Origin of the sequence: Actinosynnema sp. CA-299493 (assembly GCF_050946825.1) — a bacterium.
Classification (GTDB): domain Bacteria; phylum Actinomycetota; class Actinomycetes; order Mycobacteriales; family Pseudonocardiaceae; genus Actinosynnema.
In genome coordinates this window covers 4,420,552-4,441,872 of record NZ_CP191993.1, presented here as the reverse complement: position 1 = coordinate 4,441,872, position 21,321 = coordinate 4,420,552, and the positions used below count along the sequence as shown (strand labels likewise).

Genomic DNA, 21,321 nt, shown 5'->3' with positions numbered 1-21,321 from the left:
CCGAACGCGGCGGCACTCAGCTCGTGTGCGTCGCCCGCGGCCGTGCCCGCTCCGGTGCGACCCGCTCCGGTGCGGCGTCCCCTCGTGCGGCGTCCCCTCGTGCGGCGTCCACCGGTTCGACGCGCGCCGGTTCCACCGTCGCCGGTTCGTCCCGCCCGGTCCGGGCCGGTCGCAACCTCGGCAGCCACACCGGCAGCAGGGCGATCGCGATCGCGGCGGGCGTGACGATGCCGGTGAGGGTGACGAAGAGGTTGCCCCACGGGGTGAAGCCGAACGGCACGGCCTCGGACGGCCCGTTCATGCCGATGATCCACAGCGGCATCGCGTACCACGCCGCCGCCAGGACCAGGAGCACGCGCGGCAACGCGGTGGCACGCCGCCACGTGGCGGTGGCCAGCCAGACCAGGGCAGGCACCACCCACACCGCGTGGTGCACCCACGTGATCGGCGAGACCAGCTGCGCGCCGAAGGCGATCACCAGGACCCCGACCACGTCCTGGCCGCGGCGGTGCGCCCACACCGCGCCGGCCAGGCACCCGACCGCCACGACCGCGGCCACCGGCAGCGCCCAGCCCGGCGCGGTCCCCTCGCCGGCCAGGCGCGCGAAGAACCCCGACAGCGAGTGGTTGACCACCAGGTTGTTGGGCGAGATGCGCGTGGTGTCGAAGAAGGTGCCCTGCAACCAGTAGGCGCGCGAATCGGGGAGCAGGAGGGCGAACCCGACCAGCACGGTGGCGGCGAACGCGGCGAGCGCCTGGTAGGCGGCACGACGGCGGCCGGTGAAGAACAGGTAGGCGATGAAGAACAGCGGCGTGAGCTTGATCCCGGCGGCGATGCCGGTGGCGATGCCGCGGTAGCGCTCGGGCAGCGACGGCAGGAAGTCCAGCAGGATCAGCGCCATCAGCAGCAGGTTGACCTGCCCGAGCAGCACGTTGAGCTGCACGGGCGCCAGCAGGGAGGCGCCGGCCGTGCAGGCGGCCACCAGCAGGGCCGTGTTCCGCCGGGCGGTCGTCGCGCCGGTGATGCGCAGGACCAGCCAGATCGACGCGCCCAGCGCGAGGTAGCCGGCGGCGGTCCAGGTGAAGTGCGTGGCCATCACCGGCAGCAACGCCGTCGGCACCGCCACGACGGCGGCGAACGGGGTGTAGGTGAACAGCATGCCGTTGTGGAAGCCGGTCTCGTACAGCCGGTGGCCGGCCAGGACGGCCTGGCCGGCGCCCCGGTAGACCGCGAGGTCGATCATCCAGAAGGGGATGAACAAGCCGGAGAACAGCACGGCGTGCGCGGCGAGCGCCACCGCGACCGCGAGGACCGGGCCGAAGGCGACGAGCCGACGTCGGCTGAGGTGGATCATGGTGGGTTGTCCTTCACCGGTGCGGAAGAGCGGGCGATTTCCCGGCTGGGGCCGCGAAGAACTGCCCCGTCGATTGTTCGATCCCCTCGACACCGGGTGCCCGATCGAATTCGATCACGAGCCTACAACGCCCTGACCAGCCGTGTTCGTCCACGAAGCGGTGAAGCACCTCCCCGTCAAGCGTGAAACTCCCGGGCGGTTTCTACCTTTGCGTGACTACCCGGAGAAGCATTTCCCGATAGGGGCCGAATGCGGGTGACAACCGGTTCCGGGCGGGCGCGGCTCGTCGGGTGGGTCGCGCCGCGGCCGGCACGGGGAGGTGGCCGACCGGCCGGTCGGACAAGTAGCTTCTGGCTGTGTCGGAACGGGACGAGGTCATCGCCGGGCGGTATCGGCTGGTCGAGTTGGTCGGGCGCGGGGCGGCCGGGGTCGTCTGGCGAGCGCGCGACGAGCGCCTGGGGCGGTCGGTCGCGGTCAAGCTCCTCACCGCGGCCGACTCGCCGAGCGCGGTCGAGCGGATCGTCCGGGAGGGACGGGTCGCCGCACGGCTGCGACACCCCCACGCCGTCACCGTGCACGACGTCGTGGAGCACGGCGGCAAGCCCTGCTTGGTGATGGAGTACCTGCCGTCGAAGACGCTGGCCGAGCTGGTCGACGAACGCGGCCCGTTGCCGGTGGAGCTGGTCGCCGGCGTCGGCTGGCAGGTGGCGTCCGCGCTGGCCGCCGCCCACGCCGACGGGATCGTGCACCGGGACGTCACGACGTTCAACATCCTGCTGGCCGAGGACGGCACCGCGAAGATCGCCGACTTCGGCATCGCCCGGGCGATCGGCGAGCACACCGTGACCGACGCCCGGGTGGTCGTCGGCACGCCCGCGTTCCTCGCGCCGGAGGTGGCGGCGGGCCAGGAGGCGGTGTTCGCCTCCGACGTGTACTCGCTGGGCGCGACCCTCTACGCCGCGATGGAGGGCCACCCGCCGTTCGGCACGACCGACAACCCGTACGCCCTGCTCCGCCGCATCGCGGACGGCGAGGTCGCGCCGATGCGCTTCTCCGGCCGGTTGGGCGACGTCCTGGAACGCGTGCTCCGCCGGGACCCGGCCGAGCGGCCGACGATGGCCGAGCTGCACAGCCTCCTCGGCGCGGTGATGGAGGGCCGGCCGCTGCCGGGGGAACCCCAGCCCGCCGCCGCGCAGAACGGCGACACCCGCCCGCTGCCCGCCCCGCGCCGCGTGCCGTGGCGCCGGATCGCCCTCATCGCGGGCGCCGTCGTGCTGGTCGCGACGGGCATCGTGATCGGCAACTCGCTGGCCCGCACGGACTCGACCGGCAACGCCGAACCGGCCCCGGACGACACCACCACCGCGACCACGACGACGAGCACCACCGCCGACACCGCCACCACCGCCGACGTCACCGCCACCACCGACGCCGCCACCACCTCGACGGCCGGCGCACCGCCCACCTGCACCGCCCGCTTCGGGATCACCAACTCCTGGCCGGGCGGCTACCAGGCCCACGTGACCGTGCGCAACACCGGCGACCACGCGCTCACCACGTGGACCGTGACCTGGCCCCGCCCGGACGGCCACGCGATCAGCAACCTGTGGAACGGCGGCCTCACCACGAACGACGACTCGATGACCGTCATCAACGCCGCCCACAACGGCAAGCTGCCCGTCAACGGCTCGACCACGTTCGGCTTCACCGCCAACGGCCCGTCCGTCCCGGACCCCGACCTGACCTGCACGTCCGACTGAGCAAGTGGTCGGAGGGGCCGAAAATGAGGTGGTCAGACCGGCGCGGAGGCTGGTTTGCTCAACGTTCCGCGCCAGTCTGACCCGGTCGACCGGAGCCGACCTACCGTGTAGACACGCGTGCACACGGCCAGCCCGGACTACCCCGGTCGGACGCTGCGTACACGTACGAGCACGAACCGAGTGCCAGGAGACGAGCTCCCCGCCTGCCACGCACCGTCGAAGCCCACGTCGTCACCGATCGCGACAGCGGCCCGTGCCCGATCACCACCGGCCCGGACGGCGCGCTGTGGATCGCCCTGGAGACCGGCGCCCTGGCCCGCGTCGCCCGAACCTGATCAGCCGTCGTCCCGAAGCGTCGCCAAACCGTGCAGCAACGGCACGTAGACGTCGTCCACCAGCGACGCCACGGTCTCCTCGGTCAGCGGAGCGCCGCAGGTCATCGACTCGTTGCGGATCAGGTCCAGCGGCAGTCGCTGCACCCGGTGCGACATGTCGACCGGTGGCAGTTCGGCGCGGGCCACCGCCCTGTCGACGATGGTCCGCACGGCGTCGGTCAGCGGTGTGGGGTTGGCCAGGCGCTCGCCCAGCAGGGTCGCCACCTCGGGGTGCCGGAACGCCTCGCCCATCACGCCCGCCACCATCTCGTTCATCATCGAGTCGGCCCGGCGGGCGATGCGGTCGAACAGGGTGCGCAGGTCGCCCCGCAACGTGCCGGTGTCGGGCGTCTCCGGTTCCACCGGGAGGTTGCGGAACCACGCCGCCAGCACCAGTTCCGCCCGGCCGCCCCAGCGGCGGTAGATGACCGGTTTACTCGTTCCCGCCCGGGCGGCCACGGCCTCTATGGTGAGCCGTGCGTAGCCGACTTCGCGCAGCTCGTCCCAGGCCGCGTCCAGGATGGCCTGCTCCAGCTGCGCCCCACGTCGGCGCGACTTCACCACCGTCACCGTGCCCCTTCAGCGAACCTTGCCGAGCCCGTCACCGACGAACCCACTACCGGATGAAACCTTTACCCACTCTTTAGATACGTTGCGTTTCTTATCGGGCGGGTCTACCTTTGCACATGTTAGACACGATCCGTTTCTTATGGGGGAACACCGTTGCTTAGCCGCTTGCTGCGTACCCACCTGCGGCCGTACAGACGCGAGCTGACGGTCGTGCTCGTGCTACAGCTGATCGGCACCGTCGCCTCGCTGTACCTGCCGAGCCTCAACGCCGACATCATCGACTTCGGCATCGCCGCCGGTGACACCGGCTACATCCTGTCCACCGGCGGCTGGATGGTCGGTGTGTCGGTCATCCAGATCGTCGCCTCGATCGGCGCGGTGTACTACAGCGCCCGCGTGGCGATGAGCTTCGGCCGCGACGTCCGCGCGGCCGTCTTCCACCGCGTCGGCGAGTTCTCCGCGCGCGAGGTCGCCACGCTGGGCCCGTCGTCCCTGATCACCCGCACCACCAACGACGTGCAGCAGGTCCAGCTGCTCGTGGTGATGGGCTGCACGATGCTGGTCAACGCGCCGATCATGTGCGTGGCGGGCATCGTGATGGCGCTGCGCGAGGACGTCGGCCTGTCGTGGCTGCTCGTCGTCTGCGTGCCCGCGCTGGCCATCGCGGTCGGCTTGATCGTGATCCGCATGGTGCCGCAGTTCCGCCAGATGCAGGAGCGCATCGACGACGTCAACCGCGTGCTGCGCGAGCAGCTGGCCGGCATCCGCGTGGTCCGGGCGTTCGTCCGGGAACGCGCCGAGACCCGGCGCTTCGCCGACGTCAACGGCGCGCTCACCGACACCACGCTGCGCGTCGGCCGGCTCCAAGCCTTGATCTTCCCCGTGGTGATGCTGCTGCTCAACGCCTCCAGCGTGGCCGTGCTGTGGTTCGGCGCGTTCCGCGTGGACACCGGCGAGATGCAGATCGGCGCGCTGACGGCGTTCCTGAGCTACCTGATGCAGATCCTCATGGCGGTGATGTTCGCGACCTTCATCTCGATGATGATCCCGCGTGCCGCCGTGAGCGCCGAGCGGATCAACGAGGTACTGGAGACCGACTCGTCGGTCCTGCCGCCGGCCGCGCCGCTGCTCGAACTGCCCGGGCAGGTGTCGGTGGAGTTCCGCGGCGCGGAGTTCCGCTACCCCGGCGCGGACGAGCCGGTGCTGCACGACATCAGCTTCCGCGCCGAGGCCGGTCACCGCACGGCGATCATCGGCAGCACGGGCACCGGCAAGACGACGTTGCTCAACCTCGTGCCCCGGCTGATCGACGTGACCGGCGGCGGCGTGCTCGTCAACGGCACGGACGTCCGCGAGATCGACACCGACGCGCTGTGCGCGCGCATCGGGCTGGTGCCGCAGCGGCCGTACCTGTTCACCGGCACGATCGCGTCCAACCTCCGCTACGGCAGGCCCGAGGCCACCGACGAGGAGCTGTGGGAGGCGCTGGAGATCGCCCAGGCGCGCGACTTCGTGGAGGCCATGCCGAACGGGCTCGACGCGGAGATCGCCCAGGGCGGCACAAACGTCTCCGGCGGCCAGCGGCAGCGGCTCTCCATCGCCCGCGCGTTGGTGCGCAGGCCGGACGTCTACCTGTTCGACGACGCGTTCTCGGCGCTCGACCTGTCCACCGACGCCCGGCTGCGCGCCGCGCTGCGACCGCACACGCGGGACGCGGTCGTGGTGATCGTGGCCCAGCGCGTGTCCACGATCCTGGACGCCGACCGGATCGTGGTGCTGGACGGCGGCAGCGTCGTCGGCATCGGCACCCACCACGAATTGCTGGACTCCTGCCCCACCTACGTGGAAATCGTCGAGTCCCAGCTGACCTCGGAGCAGGCCGCATGAGCACCACGACCACTCCCCGTCCCGCCACCCCGCCACCGGCCCGGATGGGCGGCGGCATGCCCGGCATGGGCATGCCGATGGGCAAGGCGGAGAACTTCGGCCCGACCGCGCGCCGGCTCGTCGGTCGGATGCGCCGCGAGCGGATCGCCCTGCTGGCCGTGGTCGCGCTCGGCGTCATCAGCGTGGCGTTCGCCGTGGCCGGGCCGAAGATCCTCGGCCAGGCCACCGACATCATCTTCGAGGGCGTCCTGGGCCGGCTGCGCGGCACGGCGGGCGCGGGCGTCGACTTCGCCGCGCTCGCCACGGTCCTGGTGTGGGTGATGGGCCTGTACCTCGTGTCGTCGCTGTTCGGCTGGTGGCAGGGCCGCGTGCTGAACAACGTGGTGCAGCGCTTCGTGTTCCGGCTGCGCTCCGACGTCGAGGACAAGATCCACCGGCTGCCGCTGCGCTACTTCGACGGCCAGCCGCGCGGTGAGCTGCTGTCCCGCGTCACCAACGACATCGACAACGTGTCGACCACCTTGACGCAGACGCTGAGCCAGCTGCTCACGTCGTTGCTGACGGTCATCGGCGTGCTGGTGATGATGCTGACCATCTCGCCGCTGCTGACGCTGATCGCGTTGCTGCTGATCCCGATCTCGGTGATCACGACCGGACGGATCCGCAAGCGGTCGCAGGCGTTGTTCGTGGCGCAGTGGAAGCACACCGGCGCGTTGAACGCGCACATCGAGGAGGCGTTCACCGGCCACCAGCTGGTCAAGGTCTTCGGTCGGCAGCGCGAGTCGGAGGCGGAGTTCAAGCGCCGCAACGACGAGTTGCTCGGCTCGGCGATGGGCGCGCAGTTCGTGTCCGGCCTGATCATGCCGATGATGATGTTCCTGTCGAACGTCAGCTACGTGGCGGTGGCGGTGGTGGGCGGCCTGCGCATCACGTCCGGCTCGATGAGCCTGGGCGAGGTGCAGGCGTTCATCCAGTACTCCCGCCAGTTCACCCAGCCGTTGACGCAGGTGGCGTCGATGGCGAACCTCATGCAGTCGGGTGTGGCGTCGGCCGAGCGGGTGTTCGAGCTGCTCGACGCCGAGGAGCAGGAGCCGGACCCGGCGGAGGCGTCGTTGCCCGCCGAACGCCGCGGCCGGGTGGAGTTCGAGCACGTGAGCTTCTCCTACCGGGCCGAGCAGCCGTTGATCGAGGACCTGTCGCTGGTGGCCGAGCCGGGGCAGACGGTCGCCATCGTCGGCCCGACCGGCGCGGGCAAGACCACGCTGGTGAACCTGATCATGCGGTTCTACGAGCTGGACGCGGGCCGCATCACGCTCGACGGGGTGGACATCACCGCGCTGAAGCGGGAGGACCTGCGCTCGCAGACCGGCATGGTGCTCCAGGACACCTGGCTGTTCGGCGGCACGATCCGCGACAACATCGCCTACGGCAACTCCTCGGCCACCGAGGAGGAGATCATGGCCGCAGCCCGCGCCACCTACGTAGACCGGTTCGTGCGCACCTTGCCGGACGGGTACGACACCGTCATCGACGAGGAGGCGACGAACGTCAGCGCCGGGGAGAAGCAGCTGCTGACCATCGCGCGGGCGTTCCTGGCCAACCCGTCGTTGCTCATCCTGGACGAGGCGACCAGTTCGGTGGACACCCGCACGGAGTCGTTGGTGCAGCACGCCATGGCGGCCTTGCGGTCGTCGCGGACGAGCTTCGTCATCGCCCACCGGCTGTCGACCATCCGGGACGCCGACGTGATCCTGGTGATGGAGTCCGGGCAGATCGTGGAGCAGGGCAGCCACGACGAGCTGATGGCCACCGAGGGCGCCTACCACCGCCTCTACGCGGCCCAGTTCGCCGCCGCGGTCTGAGCGCGGTTGCGGCAGTGCGGAGCCCGGCAGGGCGGATCGATCAGATCCTCACCCTGCCGGGCTCGTTGCCGCATCGACGGCGCCGATCCCGCCCTGACCACACCGGTCCCGATCGCTCGGTGAACGCCGCCCTGCTCATCGAAATCTCGCGCCGGTAGATGACGCCTATCTCCACGGGTCACGGCCGGTCCCGGCGGCGGATGGGGCGGTCGAGCCGCCGCCGGGTCGCGGTCATTCGATCAGTCGAGGAAGTAGCCCAGGTTGCCCTCGCTGATCTGGCCCTCGCAGTTCGAGTCGTAGGACTCCATGTGGTCACCGTTGCCCCGCACCAGGCAGCGGTAGATCGGGTGGCTGCCGGCGACCTGGCCGTCGTGGGCGTAGCCGAGCAGGCCGACGCGGGTCTGGCCCTCGCAGTTCACGTCGTACGAGGTGAAGTTGTCCCAGCCGATCGAGCAGCGGTACAGCGGGTGGGTGCCCGCGGCCTGGCTGGTCAGCAGGCGGCCGAGGGAGGCCTCGACCACGTAGCCCGAGGGCGCGCCGGTGACCGAGGTGAGGTGGTCGCCGCGCCCGCCGAGGTAGCGGATCGCGGTGACGGTCGACGGGCCGCCGGTGGTCGCGCCGGTGTAGAGCAGGCGGTTCGGCGAGCCCGCGCCCGGGTCGGTGATCTTGTTCGGCGTCGAGGCGTTGACGAGCGCGGCCTGGACGGTCGCCGGCGCGTCACCGGGGTGCGTGGCCAGGTACAGCGCGGCGGCGCCCGCGACGTGCGGCGCGGCCATCGAGGTGCCGCTGATGGTGTTGGTGGCGGTGTCGTTGGTGTGCCACGACGACGTGATGCCCAGACCCGGTGCGAAGATGTCGGTGCACGTGCCGTAGTTGGAGAACGACGCCCGCGCGTCGGTGATCGTCGAGGCGTTCACGGTGACCGCCTCGCGCACCAGCGCCGGGCTGTACCCGCACGCGTCGGCGCTGGAGTTGCCGGACGCGAGGGAGTACGTGACGCCGGAGGCGATGGAGTTGCGCACCGCCGTCTCCAGGGGCGCGGTGGCCGCGGAGGCGGTCGCGCCGAGGCTCATGTTCGCGACCGCGGGCTTGACGGCGTTCGCGGTCACCCAGTCGACCCCGCTGATCACCTGGGCGAACGTGCCCGAGCCCGCGCAGTTGAGCACGCGGACGGCGACCAGCTGCACCCCCTTGGCGACGCCGTACTGGCTGCCGCCGACGGTGCCCGCAACGTGGGTGCCGTGACCGTTGCAGTCGGTGTTGGTGCCGTCCACGGCGTCGTAGCCCCACGACGCCCGGCCGCTGAACGTCGAGTGGGTGGTCCGGATGCCGGTGTCGAGGATGTAGGCGCGCACGGTGGCGGCGGGCGTGTCGTAGCTGTACGAGGAGTTCAGCGGCAGGTCGCGCTGGTCGATGCGGTCGAGCCCCCACGACGGCGGGTTCGGCTGCGTGTCGACCGCCTCGACCAGGCCGTCCTGGCTGACGGACCGCACGGCGGGGTCCGCGGCCAGTCTTCTCGCTTCGCGTTCACTGGCGCTGACGGCGAAGCCGCGCAACGCGTGCCGCCACGTGGCCGTGACCGTGCCGCCGTGCTTCGCGGTGAGGTCGGCCGCCTGGGCGCCCGCCGCGTCCTCCAGCACCACCAGGTAGTGCCCCGGCACGGCCGTGCCGGCGGCGGCGAGCTCGATGTCGCCCTCCGCCGCGCCCGCCGGTGGCGCGCCGACCAGCAGACCGGTGGTGAGCGCCACGGCGCCCAGCACCCCGTTGACCGCAAAGACCTTGCGCTTCATCGAAACCTCCGCAGGGGTGAGATCCGACCACCGAGCGTGACACGCCGATCCGGTGCGCGGGACAGACCGGTGCGGCAGCCCGAAGGACGGCGGCACGCGGCCGTGACCGGGGACGGCCGAAGGGCGTCCACCGGCGTCGTCATCCGCAGTGCGCGCCTGGTGCGAACGGCCGGCGGCGCGTGGCACGAATGGTCGTCACGCCGTTCCGGGCGTCACGTCCCGGGGGTGAGGCGGAACCTCTCCGCGAACGCCGACAACTGGTCCCGCTGCTCACCGGGGTCGGCGCTGGTCGCGCTCACCACGATCCGGGTCACCCCCTGCCCGGCGAACGCCTCCACCGCGTCCGCGGACATCCCGATCGAGCCCCACCGCGTGTAGTCCAGCGCGTCCGGATCACGACCGGTCTCGACCGCCGATGACCGCGCGAGGTCCCACTGGAGCGCGCGCTCGTCGGGCGTGAGCACACCGCCCGGGAAGTAGCCGTCACCACGGCGTCCGGCCCGGCGTGCGGCGGCCCGGCTCGAACCGCCGACGTGGATCGGCAGGTGCGCCACCCCGAGTGGTTTCGGGAAGCTGCACAGGTCCTCGAAGGCGAAGAACTCCCCCGAGAAGCTCACGCCCTCCTCGCCGCCCGCCCACAACGACCGCAGCACGTCGATCGCCTCGTCGGCACGACGACCGCGCGTGCCGAAGTCCACCCCGACCGCCCTCGCCTCGCCCGGCAACGTGCCCAGACCCACGGTCAGCAGCCGCATCCGGCCCTTCGACAGCACGTCGACGGTCGCCAGCCGCTTGGCCAGGACGACCGGGTGGTGGTACGGCAGCAGCAACACGCCCGTGCCGAGCAGGATCCGCCGCGTCGCCGAGGCGACGAAGGCCAGGCAGTCGAGCGGGTCGGCGTAGGGCAGCGCGGGCGGGATCTCGTGCCCGCCGACCGCGGCGCCGGGGTACACCGCGATGTGCTCCGGCACGTACAACGCCTCGAAGCCGCAGTCCTCCGCGTGTTGGGTGTGGGCGACGAGCCGGTCGGGGTCCACGCCGAAGTAGGGCGTGCTGTAGCTGACGGCGAACTTCATCGGACGGTCCTCATGCACGCCGACCGTAGGCGTTGACGCGGACGTCAAGGCAACACCTGCCCCGCCGTGCCGGGGAGGCACGGCAGGGCAGGGTCGTCAACCCACCAGCAACAAGTGCCGCGAGGAGCCGGCCGTGGCCGCCTCCTCGGCTTCCGCGGGGAAGTCGTGCAGGCGCAGCGAGTCGGCCACCCCCGCCGCGGCCAGGACCCGGCGGACCACCGGCGTCACGACCACGTGGAGCCCGACCTCCCGGCTCGCCGCGACCAGCGCCGCCACGCCGGCCGACGAGAAGAAGGAGACGTCGCTCAGGTCCACCACCACGTCATCCGACACCCCCGCCGCGCTGTCCAGGCGTTCTCGCAGCACGTGAGCGGTTCCGGCGTCGACACAGCCTCGCACGACCAGCACCGAGGCCGACCCCAGCCGCTTGAACGACACGACCACATCGCCATCGGCAATATGCAGACCCATTCCACCCCTCGCCCATCACGGCAGTGCCGTCCGCGAATCGGAACGCCGGCGGACGCCGGCCCCTTACCGGTTCCCTGCTTCGTGAACCGGCAAACCTCGGCAACCGGGTGAAGGCCGTCACCAACCCCCGGCCCTGCGGGGTGCGCGACCGGCCGGTCTCGCCACCACCCTGCGCAAGGCTCTGGTCGAGGTGCTGGGCGAGCGGCGGTGGCACGCCGGCACGTGAGGTCGCGGACCGCGGAGGTCGCTTGCCCTCGGTCACCGGTGGAGCCGGAGAGCGCCTTCCGGGGTGGGGACGCACTTCGCCGTCGTCGCGTCGGTGGTCAGGAACTCGCGCAGGCAGGCCGCGAACCGGGCGTGACCCGCGGCCGTGGGGTGGAACGACTGCTGGACCACGCGCGGCAGCACGTCGGTGGGCACGCCGACGTGCAGGGCGTGGGGGTCCACCGTCAGGCCGCGCTGCCACTCGCCGCTCCGGTCGCCGCCGCCGCTGCACGCCTCACGGCCCTCGGTGGCCCGGGACATGTCCAGGAACCGGGCGCCCGCCCCGCTCGCCACCTCGCGCAGCGCGTCCGCCAGCTGGGGAACGGCTTCGAGCCGGCCGTAGGCCGCGTCGTCGAGCTTCAGCGGGCAGCCGTCGACCCCGTGCCCGACGCGGTCCATCTTCTCCGTCACCGGTGACGCGTAGGACAACACCACCAGCTCGTAGTCCTCGTCCCGGTAGCCGGCGTCGCGCAACACCGTCCGGACGTCGGTCAGCACGGCGGCGACCTTCGGGCGCATCGCGGCCAGCCTCGCGGGCCACTCGTCGCGCAGGGACGTGCGGCAGCCCCGGCCGAACGGGTTCAGCCAGGCGATGACGCAGTCCACCATCGTGTCCCCGAAGCGCGGGTCGTCGTTCGCCCCGGTCTGCACGACGACGGTGGTCACGCGGTAGCGCTTCGCGAGGTCGCCGAGGCGCCGCACCTGCGAGCCCTCCGTGTTGTGCACGGCCTCGCCGAGGGCGACGTCGGCGGAGGTGGCGCCGGAGCACGCCAGGTTGACCGCCTGGTCGGCCACGGCCAGCCGGTGCACCAGCGCCTCGGTCGACCGGTGGCACCAGTTGCCGTTCTCGCCGTCGGTGCCGGGTTCGTACGAGCCCGCGCCCTCGCCCGCCAGCACGCTGTCGCCGAGGGCCACCACTGCCGTCGGGCGCTCGTCCGCCGTCGGGGCGACCGCCGGCACCTCCGACGCCAGCAGCGCCATCCCGGCCGCCACCCCGATCGCCAGTCCGACGACGACGCCGATCACCGCGCGCAGCAACGCATTCCTCCCCCGCCCCGACTCCCCAGGACCGACGGTAGAGACGTTCCCGATCACCGACAAGGAGCTGAACGGCTCGGACACCGGCTACCGAACGTGACGTTCGGACGGTCGGCCACCGCAGCCCGCGGGACCACCGGGGCCGCACCTCCCACGACCGCCGCCGGACACCGCTAGGCTTGCCGCAGTGGATCGCTTCGGCGTTGTCCCCCCGCGGTTCCGGGGTGGCGTCCCGGGCCCGACAGGCGGAGCACGATGAACACCTCGGCCACCGGCCGCCACCGCACGGCGCTGCGCGCGACCGGGCACGGGTTGTTGCTGTGCGTGAACGCCATGGTCAGCCTGGCCGCGTTCATCGTCACGGCGGTGTCGCTGGCCTTCCTGCTGCTGGGCGTGGGCGTGGTGCTCCTGCCCGCCGCGCTGGGTTTCCTGCGCGCGACCGCGAACTGGGGCCGCCGGCTGGCCGGGGCCGCCGGCGAGACCGTCCCGACGCCCTACCTCCCGCTCCCCGACCCCGCCGAACACGCGATGCTGGGCCTGGTGCACCGCGTGCACTGGTTGCTCACCGACCCGGCGACCTGGCGTGACCTGGCGTGGTCCCTGCTCAACGCGCTCATCGGCTTCATCCTGGGCATGATTCCGATCACGGTGCTCGGCTACGCCGTCGAGGGCCTGCTGATCGCCGGCGGCCTGTGGATGCCGCTGCGGAACGAGGGCATCGACCTCTGGTACACCTTCGTGCCGCTGACCGGCTGGGGCTTCGCGGCGCTGGCCGGGCTGATCGGCCTGGCGGTGCTGGGACTCTGGCTCGGCGCCGCGCCGCTCGCGGTCAAGGCGCACGCCCTGATGACGCGGGCGTTGCTGTCGCCCACGCAGCGGTCCAAGCTGGCGGCCCGGCTCCGGGCGCTGTCCGAGACCCGGCACGAGATCATCGACATCCAGGCCGCCGAGCTGCGCCGCATCGAGCGCGACCTGCACGACGGCGCCCAGGCCAGGCTCGTCGCCATCGGCCTGAAGCTCGGCGCGGCGAACCGGTACCTGGAGTCCGATGTGGACAAGGTGCGGACCCTGCTCGCCGAGGCGAGCGACGCGTCGGTGAAGGCGCTGGAGGAGCTGCGCAACCTGGTGCGCGGCATCCACCCGCCGGTGCTGGCCGAACGCGGCCTGGGGCCGGCGATCCACGCGTTGGCGCTGGAGAGCCCGCTGGACGTCGAGCTGGAGCTCGAACTGCCGCACCGGCTGTACCCGCCGATCGAGTCGGCCGCCTACTTCGCGGTGTCGGAACTGCTGACGAACGCGGCCAAGCACGCCGATCCGCAGCACGTCGAGATCACCGCCCGGATCACCGGCGACCTGCTGCGCATCGTCGTGCGGGACGACGGTCGCGGCGGCGCGAACATGGGCGACGGCACGGGGTTGCGGGGGATCGCGCGGAGGTGCGCGACCTTCGACGGTAGCCTTGACGTCCGAAGCCCGGTCGGAGGACCGACCGTCGCCACCCTGGAGCTGCCGTGCGCGTCGTCCTCGCAGAGGATCTCTACCTCCTGAGGCAAGGGTTGGTCCAGCTGCTCGAAGCGGAGGGCTTCGAGATCGTCGCGGCCGTGGACAACGGACCCGAGTTGCTGCGCGTGCTGGTGGAGGAGCGCCCGGACGTCGCCGTGGTGGACGTCCGGTTGCCGCCGACGTTCACCGACGAGGGCATCCAAGCCGCGCTGGAGGCCCGCCGCCAGGTGCCCGGCCTGCCGGTGCTCGTGCTGTCCCAGCACGTGGAGAGCCTGTACGCGCGCGAGCTGCTGGCCGACGGTGCGGGCGGGATCGGTTACCTGCTCAAGGATCGGGTGTTCAACAGCGACCAGTTCGTGGACGCGGTGCGCCGGGTCGCCGACGGCGGCACGTCCATGGACCCGCAGGTGATCTCGCGGCTGCTGGCGGGCAACGCGCGGCGGGAGCCGCTGGCCGCGCTGACCCAGCGGGAGCGGGAGGTGTTGTCCCTGATGGCCGAGGGGTGCTCGAACGCGGCGGTGGCGCAGCGCCTGAACATCAGCCAGGGCGCGGTCGCCAAGTACACCACCAACATCTTCACCAAGCTCGACATCGTGCAGTCCGACGACCACAACCGCCGGGTGCTGGCCGTGCTGGCGTACCTCAACACCCCCAAGGACGCCGGGACCTGAACGGGCGGCAGCGCCCCGCGGCGGGGGTTCCCGCGGGACGCTGCCTGGTCGGTCGGTCCTGTCGGCCCGGGTCGGGTCAGGTCGGTCAGTCGGCGGCCCGGGCGGCGTCCGCCGCCGGCACGTCGAGCAACTTGCGCGCCGGGAGCAGCGTCGCGCCCAGTGCCAGCGCGATCGACGCCACCGCGACCCCGATGAAGATGAACACCGAGCCCGACGGGACCGGGCGCCCGAGCACCACCGCGCTGAACGGGATCAGCGTGGCCAGCGAGGCGACCGTGCCGAGCACGATGCCGATGATCGCCACCACCGAGGCCTCCGCGGCCAGCATCCTCATCACCTGCTTGGGCGTGGACCCGATCAACCGCTGCACGCCCAGCTCGCGCTTGCGCGCCGCGGTCGCCATCACCAGCGTGTTGGTCACGGAGATGAGCGTGTAGCCGGTGATCACGCCGATCAGCATGTAGTTCACCCAGGTCTGGGTCCGGGTGCCCTCGGCGAAACCGACGATGGTGTCCCGGTCGCCGACGACCGCTCCCGGCACGCTCGCGACCTGCCCGCGCACCGCCTCGGCCAGGTCGTCCGGGTCGACGCCGTCCTTCCCCGCGACGAGGATCTGCCGCACCATGCCGGTGGTGGCGTGCGCCGCGACGAGGGACGCCGGGGCGACGATCATCTCGTAGCCCTCCTTCGCCTCGAAGAGTGCCACGACCTCGACCTCCGCCTGCCGCCCGTCGCCCATCCGCATGGTCACCGAGTCCCCGACGTCGACGCCCATGGCCGCCGCCTGCACGGTGGGCAGCGCGGCCGTGTCACCGGACAGGCGCCCGAGGTCTCCCCGCACCGGGGTGATGCCCGTGATCAACGACGCGTTCTGCGCGTCCACCCCCTGGATGGGCCACGGGCTCGCCTCGTGCGAGTCGTCGTACGGCTTGTCGATCCAGCCCGCGCTGGTGATGTACTGCGACGCCGCCTCGACGCCCTCGACCGACCTGACCCGGTCGACCACGTCCGGCGCGAGGCCGCCGATCGTCGAGGACACCACGGCTTCGGCGCGCAGCGGGTCGGTGAACCAGCGCGCCGCCGCGGCCTCCTGGGTCGAGGAGGTGTAGAAGTTCGCCAGCGCGATGCCGACCATGAGCATGATCGGGGTGACGGCGGCGGCCATCCGCACGTTGCGCAGCCGCAGGTTCGCGTTCGCCAGGTAGCCGGAGATGCCGGCCGCCGCGCGGACCGGACCCGCCAACAGCTTCGCGAACAGCTTGGTGAACCCCGGCGCCAGCAGCGCCAACGAGATCGCCCAGGCCATCACGGCCGGGCCCGCGGTGGCCGACGCCACCGGACCCGACATGACCGCGCCGGTCACGATGAACAGGCCGACGCCGATGGCGAAGAACAGGAAAGCGAACAGCACGCGCCAGAAGCTCAGCCACCGCCGCTGCACGGACGCCTCGGCCAGCGCCGTGGCCGGGCTCACCTTGGCCGCGCGGGCGCTCGTGATGCGCGCCGCGATCAGGGTGGTCACCAGGGCGACCGCCGGACCGATCAGGTAGGCCAGGAAACCCTGGTGGAACTCCACCACCGGCGAGATCACGCCGTTGTCCGACATGAGCGAGAACAGGAACGGACCGATCAGCATCCCCGGCACGCAGCCGAGCGCGGCGGCGATGATCGCGATGAAGAAGGCCTCGCCGACGACCATCCGCCGCACCTGGCGCGGTGTCGCGCCGATCGCCCGCAACGTCGCCAGCTCACGGGTGCGCTGCTGCACCGAGAGCCCCAGGGTGCTGGACACCACGAACATCGCGATGAAGATCGCCATGCCCGCGAACACCGCGGCGAGCGGGATCAGCTGCGCCCGGCCGCCGACGGCTTCGGGGTGCTCGGCCACGCCCCGGTCGTCTTCGGTGAGCACCGTGTACGGCCGGCCGTCGAGCTTCTCCTCCAGCGTCTCCGCCAGCGCGTCGACATCCGTGCCCGGCTTGAGGAACAGCCCGTAGGAGCTGACCTGGTCGCCGTGCTCGCCGAGGTCGCCCATGGCGGAGGAGGCGAAGAACAGCAGGGACTGCGCGTCCTCGCCCGCCGCGGGGACCAGGCCGGTGAGCCGGAACTCCTCGACCGCGCCCTTGGTCGAGACCTGCACCCGGTCGCCGACCTTCGCACCGGCGGCGGAGGCGGTGGCCGCGTCCAGGACGACGTCCCGGTCGTCCCTCGGCTCGCCGCCCTCGGTCAGCTCGAACGGTCCGAGCGCGGCCGAAGCCCAGTCGTGGCCCCACGACTGCGCGCCGACCACCACGGGTCGACCGTCGCGCACGACGGTCGCGGCGACGTTCGCCTCGCCGACGACGCGCTCCACCCCGTCCACACCGGCCAGTTCACCGGCGAGCGCCGGGTCCAGCCACTGGCGTTCGGCGAGGGCGACCGTCTTCATGTCCTTGACGTTGTTCGGGTCCTCTTTGGGCACCAGGTAGGCCTGCTCGCCGCTGATCACGATCGGCGCGGCGGCGAGCCGCTCCGGCGGCACGGCGATCCGGATGCCGGTCTCCATCAGCCCGGCGCAGGCCACCACCAGGGCGGAACCCAGCATGACCGCGATGAACGTCGCGACGAAGCTCTGCCTGCGGTATCGCAGCGTCGCGAGAGCAACTCCCCACATCAGTAGTAACCCCTCTTGCCGCTCTGGCCGGCGCCGTAGGACCGGCGCGGCTGCTCGACCAGCGCGGTCAGGTGGGTCATCCGGTCGGCCACCGACTCCGGGGTGGGGTTGCGGATCTCCCCGGCGATCTGGCCGTCGATGAGGAACACCACGCCGTCGGCGTACGAGGCGGCCACCGGGTCATGGGTGACCATGACGATGGTCTGGCCGGTCACCATGACGGACTCGCGCAGCAGGTCGAGGACCTCGGCCGCGGTGCGGGTGTCCAGGGCGCCGGTGGGTTCGTCGGCGAAGACCACCGCCGGCTCGGTCACCACGGCGCGGGCGATCGCGACGCGCTGCTGCTGGCCGCCGGACAGCTCGCCGGGCAGGTGCTTGAGCCGCTGCTCCAGGCCCACGCGGCGGATCACGTCCGCCACCCGGTTCCGGTCGATCCGCCGACCCGCCAGCTTGAGCGGCAACGTGACGTTCTGCTCGATGGTGAGCGCGGGGAGCAGGTTGAAGCTCTGGAAGATGAACCCGACCTTCTCGCGGCGCAGCTCGGTCAGGGCGACCTCGTTCTTGCCGGTGAGGTCGACGCCGTCCAGGAGCACCCGGCCAGCCGAGGGCTGGTCCAGGCCGGCCGCGGTCTGCAGCAGCGTGGACTTGCCCGAACCCGATGGGCCCATCACGGCGGTGAAGCTGCCGTAGTCGAACTGGATGTCGATGCCCCGCAGGGCCTCCACCGCGCTGTCCCCCTTGCCGTACGTCTTGCGCACGGCTTCCATGCGGACTGCAGCTCGGGGCCCGCCGCCGCTCTCCACTCGCTCAGGGCGCCTGCCGAACATCATCACTCCTGGTTCCGGTCCTGGTTGTCGTTCATGACAAAGCTATTGGCGGCGGGCATTGCTTCCTATGGCCCTAGGAACACAGTTGAGGTGGGCCTAGACCTACCCGCCGCTCCGGTCCTGGCGCGGTCGGCCGGACCGCGTCGACGGCCCCGGCTCCGCGAGCGCGCTCGACGCCCCGACACCTCACGCGATGGGCACGCCGCCGGGACGTCGGCCCGGTGTCCGACGCCCCGGGCGACCGGTCACCGGTGGACCGAGGTGGAGCGGGTCGAGGTCATGGCCGCCGTGGTCTGGACCGGTAGCGGCCCCGCCCACAGGTCCGCGGAGCCCGGCAGCAGACCGGTCGGCAGGTCGGCGCGGCGGCGGACCTTGAGCTTGCGGTACACGCGGGTCAGGTGCTGTTCCACGGTGCTGACCGTGATGTAGAGCTTGCGCCCGATCTCGCGGTTGGTGTGCCCCAGCGCGGCCAGCGCCGCGACCCGGCGTTCGGCGGAGCTCAACGTGGCCAGGTCGTCCGACTCCTCGTCGACGCCGGCGGCGGGCTCGCCCTCGCCCTCGGTGGCGGGCGCGAGGTCCAACTGGGGCAACAGGTGACGACGGCACAGGGCGCCGGCGCCGCAGGCCTCGGCGACGCGGATCGCGCGCTTGGCGACGATCTCGGCCGCGCCGGTCTCGCCCAGCTCGTCGTGCGTCGTGCTCAACGCGGCCAGGGCCAACGAGAGCTCGACCTGGTCGCCCGCCTCCTGGAGCAGCGTCACCGCTTCGCGCAGCATGGGCAGCCGCGGTTTCGCCTCGGCGGCGGTGGCCAGCAACCGCAGCGACGTGGCGCGCACCCGGGGCACCTGCGCGCCGGGCCGGTCGAGCTGGGCCAGCGCGAGCTCGCCCACCCGCTCGGGGCGCTGGAGGCGCAACAACGCCTGGGCCAGGTCCGTGCGCCACGGCAGCAGCGCCGGCAGGTCGAGGTCCCAGTGCACGGCCAGGGCGCCGCACTCGTCGAAGTCGGCGAACGCGGCGTCGGGCCTGCCCGCCGCCAGGTGCGCGTGCCCGCGTGCCCGCAGGTACACCGCCCAGTGCGCGGTGTCGCGAGCCGCGATCGGCACGCTGCGCCGCAGGTGCGCGCGGGCGTCCTCGTGCTTGCCCTGCCAGGCCGTGGACAGCACCAGGGCCGCCAGCGGCGAGGCGATCGCCGGGCCCCAGTCGTGCGGCGCCAGCGCGGTGAGCGCGAGCCGGGCCAGCCGCTCCGCGGTGACCAGGTCGCCTTCCATCAGCGCCAGGTGGGCGCGGACGTCGGCGAGCACGGCCTTCCAGGCCGACGCCTGACCCTGGCCGATCTCCTCGCGCAGCGCGTCGTACCACTGACGCGCGCGGGCGACCGCGCCGCACGCGCCGAGCGTGAGCAGGGCGTGCACCGCCAGTTCGGGCGCGCTGTCGGGCATCCACCGGTTGCGCAGGACCCACTCGGCGGAGGCCAGCACCTCTTCGGGGTGGTCCCGGGCGAGCGCCGTGCGGCGGTCACCGCTGCCGGAGTGGACCGCGACGGCCACGGTGGGGTGCACGGCACGCACCCAGTCCCGGAGCACCCGGTGCTCGGTCACCGCCGGGGCGCCCGCCGGGCGGACGGCCACGTCGGTGGCGTCCTCCAGCGCGCGCAGGGTCTCCTCGGCGTCGGCGGTGTGCCCGTGCCAGAGCTGGTAGCGCAGCAACGCCCTGGTGTCCCGCACGGTCAGGTGGCCTTCGCGGGCCGCGCGGCGCAGCGGGGGCAGGTGGCGCGCGACGACGGACGGCGCGGTGCGCCACTGCACGGCGGCCAGCGCGGCGACGAGCGAGGCGGTCGCGGTCGGGTCGTCGCCCGGTGCGACGGTGCGGGCCAGCTTCAGGCACTCGGCCGCGCGGTCGAGGCGGTGTTCGGCGAGCGCGCTGTCCGCCGCGTCGCGCAGCACCGCCACCGCCCACGGCGCGTCGGCCGATCCGGCCGCCACCAGGTGCGCGGCGATGTCGGTGCTGGGCAGCCCCTCGGCGAAGAGGAGGTCGGCCGCGGCGCGGTGCAGCCGGGTGTGCTCGTACGCGGGCAGGTCGCCCAGCACGGCCGCCCGCACCGCCGGGTGCCGGAACCGACCGTCGTCCAGCAGGCCGGCGTGGTCCAGCGCGGACACCGCCTCGGCCGCCGCGGCCGGGATGCCGCGCAACCTGCCCAGCAGTTCGGGCGCGGCGTTCTCGCCGAGCACCGCGATGGCCCGCACGACGTGGAGCAGGTCGGGGCCCCAGCGGTGCAGGCACGCCAGGACCGCCTGGCGGAACGCCTCACCGATCGCGACGTCGGTGTCCGGGTCGTCGTGCAACGCCGCCCGGTGGTCCTGCACGAGTGCCTTGACCAGTAACGGGTTCCCGCCGGTCACGGCGTGGTAGGACGGCGCGCACCGGTTCGCGGTGGCGGGGTCGAGCAGGTCGGCGACCAGCTGCGCGACCCCGCGCTGCGACAGCGGGGCCAGCCGCACGCCGGTGTACCACGGCATCCGGGTCAGCTCCGCCAGGACCAGCGCGTTGCCCCGGCCCGAGTAGTCGGACTCGGTGAGCACGACCGCGATCCGCGCGCCGCCGACGCGGCGCATGAGGTAGAGCAAGGTCTGCAGGCTGAGCGGGTCGGCGTGCTCCACGTCGTCCACCACCAGCACCACCGGCCGCGTGCGGGCGAGGTCGAGCAGGGCTTCGCCGGCCTCGCGGACCAGGTGCGGTGAGCGCCGGGCCAGGTCGGAGGTGTCGGCGTCCGAGTCCGGCGCCGCGCCCAACCGGGCGGTCGCCTCGTCCGCCGGCCCGGTGGCGAACTGCGACAGCACCCCACCGGGCAGACCGCGCTCGTCACGCGAGCAGGTGGCCGCGAACACCAGTGCGCCCGCCGCGCGAGCCGGCTCGTCGAGCGCGCGCACGAGCACGGTCTTCCCACCGGCGCCCGGACCGCTCACGTGGATGACCTGACCCCGGCCGTCGACTGCCGCGGCGATCAACTGCGTCAGCTGCCCGAGGACTTGGTCGCGTTCCACTAGGCGCACAGTTCCTCCCCAGTCCCGCGTTGCTGTCCGTAATCAATCGCGCGACGTTGCGCAGCCGCACGACTACCCAGCGCAATGCCAGCGGCTAGACAACTGTACAAGACGGAAGTGTAGATGCGGCGGGGAAAGTCATTCAGAGCTTTCCCCGAAGGCCGAATCGCTCGCCACCCT

14 protein-coding genes are annotated in these 21,321 nt (G+C 72.2%); 5 read left to right on the top strand and 9 right to left on the bottom strand.

Annotated features, from left to right (window positions below):
* Positions 1 to 16: 16 nt before the first annotated feature.
* Positions 17 to 1,354 (bottom strand): glycosyltransferase 87 family protein, encoded by a 1,338-nt coding sequence (locus tag ACQPYE_RS18300; RefSeq protein WP_498722587.1) that lies wholly within the window; start codon positions 1,352 to 1,354, stop codon positions 17 to 19.
* 356 nt (positions 1,355 to 1,710) lie between these two features.
* On the opposite strand from ACQPYE_RS18300, the gene ACQPYE_RS18295 reads away from it, so the two are divergent.
* Positions 1,711 to 3,114, top strand: coding sequence for a protein kinase domain-containing protein (locus tag ACQPYE_RS18295; protein WP_498722586.1), 1,404 nt, complete (start codon positions 1,711 to 1,713; stop codon positions 3,112 to 3,114).
* 335 nt (positions 3,115 to 3,449) lie between these two features.
* Here the strand turns inward: ACQPYE_RS18295 and ACQPYE_RS18290 are convergent, their stop codons facing one another.
* Positions 3,450 to 4,049 (bottom strand): TetR/AcrR family transcriptional regulator, encoded by a 600-nt coding sequence (locus ACQPYE_RS18290; protein ID WP_498722584.1) that lies wholly within the window; start codon positions 4,047 to 4,049, stop codon positions 3,450 to 3,452.
* Between the two features lie 162 nt (positions 4,050 to 4,211).
* Between ACQPYE_RS18290 and ACQPYE_RS18285 the strand changes: the two genes are divergently transcribed.
* A complete protein-coding gene (locus ACQPYE_RS18285; RefSeq protein ID WP_498722583.1) occupies positions 4,212 to 5,945 on the top strand; it encodes an ABC transporter ATP-binding protein in 1,734 nt (577 codons plus the stop codon).
* Entirely contained in the window at positions 5,942 to 7,807 is a 1,866-nt protein-coding gene (locus ACQPYE_RS18280) for an ABC transporter ATP-binding protein (protein ID WP_498722582.1), read from the top strand. The genes ACQPYE_RS18285 and ACQPYE_RS18280 overlap by 4 nt, the downstream gene beginning before the upstream one ends.
* A 239-nt stretch (positions 7,808 to 8,046) precedes the next feature.
* Here the strand turns inward: ACQPYE_RS18280 and ACQPYE_RS18275 are convergent, their stop codons facing one another.
* The 4 genes from ACQPYE_RS18275 to ACQPYE_RS18260 all read right to left on the bottom strand — a co-directional run bounded on the left by ACQPYE_RS18275 (position 8,047) and on the right by ACQPYE_RS18260 (position 12,446).
* Complete coding sequence (locus ACQPYE_RS18275) at positions 8,047 to 9,597, bottom strand: S8 family peptidase (RefSeq protein WP_498722580.1); 1,551 nt, start codon at positions 9,595 to 9,597, stop codon at positions 8,047 to 8,049.
* A 212-nt stretch (positions 9,598 to 9,809) separates the two neighbouring features.
* Positions 9,810 to 10,673, bottom strand: coding sequence for a TIGR03619 family F420-dependent LLM class oxidoreductase (locus tag ACQPYE_RS18270; RefSeq protein ID WP_498722579.1), 864 nt, complete (start codon positions 10,671 to 10,673; stop codon positions 9,810 to 9,812).
* Positions 10,674 to 10,769: 96 nt separating this feature from the next.
* Positions 10,770 to 11,111 (bottom strand): STAS domain-containing protein, encoded by a 342-nt coding sequence (locus ACQPYE_RS18265; RefSeq protein WP_498722578.1) that lies wholly within the window; start codon positions 11,109 to 11,111, stop codon positions 10,770 to 10,772.
* Between the two features lie 291 nt (positions 11,112 to 11,402).
* Positions 11,403 to 12,446: a GDSL-type esterase/lipase family protein gene (locus ACQPYE_RS18260; RefSeq protein WP_498722577.1), complete on the bottom strand. Its 1,044-nt coding sequence runs from the start codon at positions 12,444 to 12,446 to the stop codon at positions 11,403 to 11,405.
* 255 nt (positions 12,447 to 12,701) lie between these two features.
* Between ACQPYE_RS18260 and ACQPYE_RS18255 the strand changes: the two genes are divergently transcribed.
* On the top strand, positions 12,702 to 13,994 hold the full coding sequence (locus tag ACQPYE_RS18255; RefSeq protein WP_498722576.1) for a sensor histidine kinase: 1,293 nt from the start codon (positions 12,702 to 12,704) through the stop codon (positions 13,992 to 13,994).
* The gene (locus ACQPYE_RS18250; RefSeq protein WP_498722575.1) at positions 13,958 to 14,620 is read left to right on the top strand and encodes a response regulator transcription factor; all 663 of its coding nucleotides are present in this window, start codon (positions 13,958 to 13,960) and stop codon (positions 14,618 to 14,620) included. Before ACQPYE_RS18255 ends, ACQPYE_RS18250 begins: the two co-directional genes overlap by 37 nt.
* A gap of 85 nt (positions 14,621 to 14,705) precedes the next feature.
* Here ACQPYE_RS18250 and ACQPYE_RS18245 read toward each other — a convergent pair whose 3' ends face one another.
* From ACQPYE_RS18245 to ACQPYE_RS18235, 3 genes are all read right to left on the bottom strand, one after another.
* A complete protein-coding gene (locus ACQPYE_RS18245) occupies positions 14,706 to 17,273 on the bottom strand; it encodes an ABC transporter permease (RefSeq protein WP_498722574.1) in 2,568 nt (855 codons plus the stop codon).
* Entirely contained in the window at positions 17,273 to 18,040 is a 768-nt protein-coding gene (locus tag ACQPYE_RS18240; RefSeq protein ID WP_498722572.1) for an ABC transporter ATP-binding protein, read from the bottom strand. Before ACQPYE_RS18240 ends, ACQPYE_RS18245 begins: the two co-directional genes overlap by 1 nt.
* Positions 18,041 to 18,345: 305 nt before the next feature.
* Positions 18,346 to 21,150 carry a helix-turn-helix transcriptional regulator gene (locus ACQPYE_RS18235; protein WP_498722571.1) on the bottom strand — a complete coding sequence of 935 codons (2,805 nt, stop codon included), beginning with the start codon at positions 21,148 to 21,150 and terminating at the stop codon, positions 18,346 to 18,348.
* Positions 21,151 to 21,321 lie beyond the last annotated feature (171 nt).